Annotated in this window: 1 protein-coding gene and 1 pseudogene; one reads left to right on the forward strand and one right to left on the reverse strand. The window is 59.7% G+C overall.

Translation table 11 applies throughout. The features are described from left to right. Positions 1-136 precede the first annotated feature (136 nt). Positions 137-1,465: an IS4 family transposase gene (locus C0Z16_RS36905; RefSeq protein WP_102636838.1), complete on the reverse strand. Its 1,329-nt coding sequence runs from the start codon at positions 1,463-1,465 to the stop codon at positions 137-139. Positions 1,466-1,560: 95 nt separating this feature from the next. Between C0Z16_RS36905 and C0Z16_RS36910 the strand changes: the two are divergent. Continuing rightward, positions 1,561-1,669 (forward strand): annotated as a pseudogene (locus tag C0Z16_RS36910) (IS5/IS1182 family transposase); the annotation flags it as partial.

Consider the following 1,669-nt stretch of genomic DNA (forward strand, 5'->3'; position numbering starts at 1 on the left):
TAACGCGTTGCGTGCCTGGATGGTGGTACGGGGAACTGTCGCAGTACCGGAATTGTTCGTTAATGCACGGGGCGAAGCGATGAGCCGTTGGGGTTTCGCGTATGTCCTTAAATGCCACACTGCGACGTAATGCCGTTCAGTTAAGGTCTCTCTTCAGGAATCGAACGGTGTAACGGAAAGGTCTGGATTTGACGGCCCGGGCGCAAGTGCGCCCAGGCCGTTTTTCGTTGGGAAGCTGCTTGAGCCGCTCGCGCAAGCGAGTCAGCAGCATGGGAAGTTTGCCGTACGAGCGCGTCACGGCCGCCCATGTCATTTCATACTGGATGATATGGAAGGCCCGAATAAAGCTCAGATCCTCTGGCGCGTGCCCAGCATCAAGCGCGGCTTTGGCTATTTCCAGACGGATCAGGTTGTAGGCGACCAGGGCGCCCCAAAGCTCCTGGTAGACCCCTTGCACGGTCTGACTGCGAAGCGTCAGCTCCATGCCCAGCATCGACTGCTTCAATTCATGGTAGCTGGTCTCGATCTGCCAGCGACGCTCGTAGCACGCCACGATGTCGGCCGCCTTGAAACGCCGTCGATCGGTCAGGGACGTCAGCAAGATCCGTTGCCTGCCGCGGACATCGACGGCAAGCACCGCGCGAGCTTCCCAGAATTCGGGGAGTTGCGGGCATTTCGTTCGTGCCTGCGGCGAAACGCGCATGCGCACGATCTGGTCCCCTTCGTGCCCCCTCACCACCTCCCAACGCGTATTGGACTTGGCCGGGATGATGAAATGCCGGTTCTCGCCACCCGAGACCAGGTTGCATAGCAACTGGGCCGACAGGAACCCCTTGTCGAACACGGTAATGGAGTTATCTGGCACGCGCGGGATAAGCTCACGCGCCCAGATCATCTCATTGATGTCGTAAGGACCGAAGCTGGCATCGCGCACCAGACGCGTCGCAATGGTGGTGAGCGTGACTGCGCGCAATTGAGGATAGCTGCCCACCCGGTCATGAGTGGCGGCTGAGGCGCCAAAGTGCTTGCGGTTGGCGGCACTGTCGGCGGTTTGCAGCGTGGTGCCATCCATCGCGAACAGCGCGAAGCCCTTGAAGAGATACTTCGCCTGATCCTGCGCGACCCAGTTCCTGGCCGATTCGTGAAACAGCCACGCCAGAGGAGCGGCGCCGGTGCGCTGCCGCGCCTGGGCGATGGCGCTTTTACTGACAAATGACGCTTGCGGTGTGGGTAAGGCAAGGTCCAGTTCGTCAACGACCTCACTGATCGACTGGTGCCGGTACAACGCCAGCGCAATCACCAGCCATACGACCTGCTGCGCGGGTAGCCGGCGCCGACGAATGCTCGCACTGCCACTGGCCTGTACCGCACACTCGATCCACTCGTACGGAAGATGCTGCCCCAGCCGGTCCCATTCGAACGGCCGCTGTGATTCGACGAGTGGGCGTAGATCATCGACCAGCATGGCGATGAAAGTTAAGGAAGGTCTGCAAAAGTCCTGGCATTGACGCCCCGTTCAGCTATCCTGGAACCAACGCGAATTAGTTGAGGAGAAGAGTGATGTCGCAGTTGGGTCTTGGTCTGGATCTGTCAACGAAGCGCACGCGCAAGCGGGAATTTCTCGATGAGATGCGGCGTGTTGTGCCTTGGTCGAAGCTGATTGCGCTGA

This window comes from Paraburkholderia rhynchosiae (genome assembly GCF_002879865.1).
GTDB lineage: Bacteria > Pseudomonadota > Gammaproteobacteria > Burkholderiales > Burkholderiaceae > Paraburkholderia > Paraburkholderia rhynchosiae.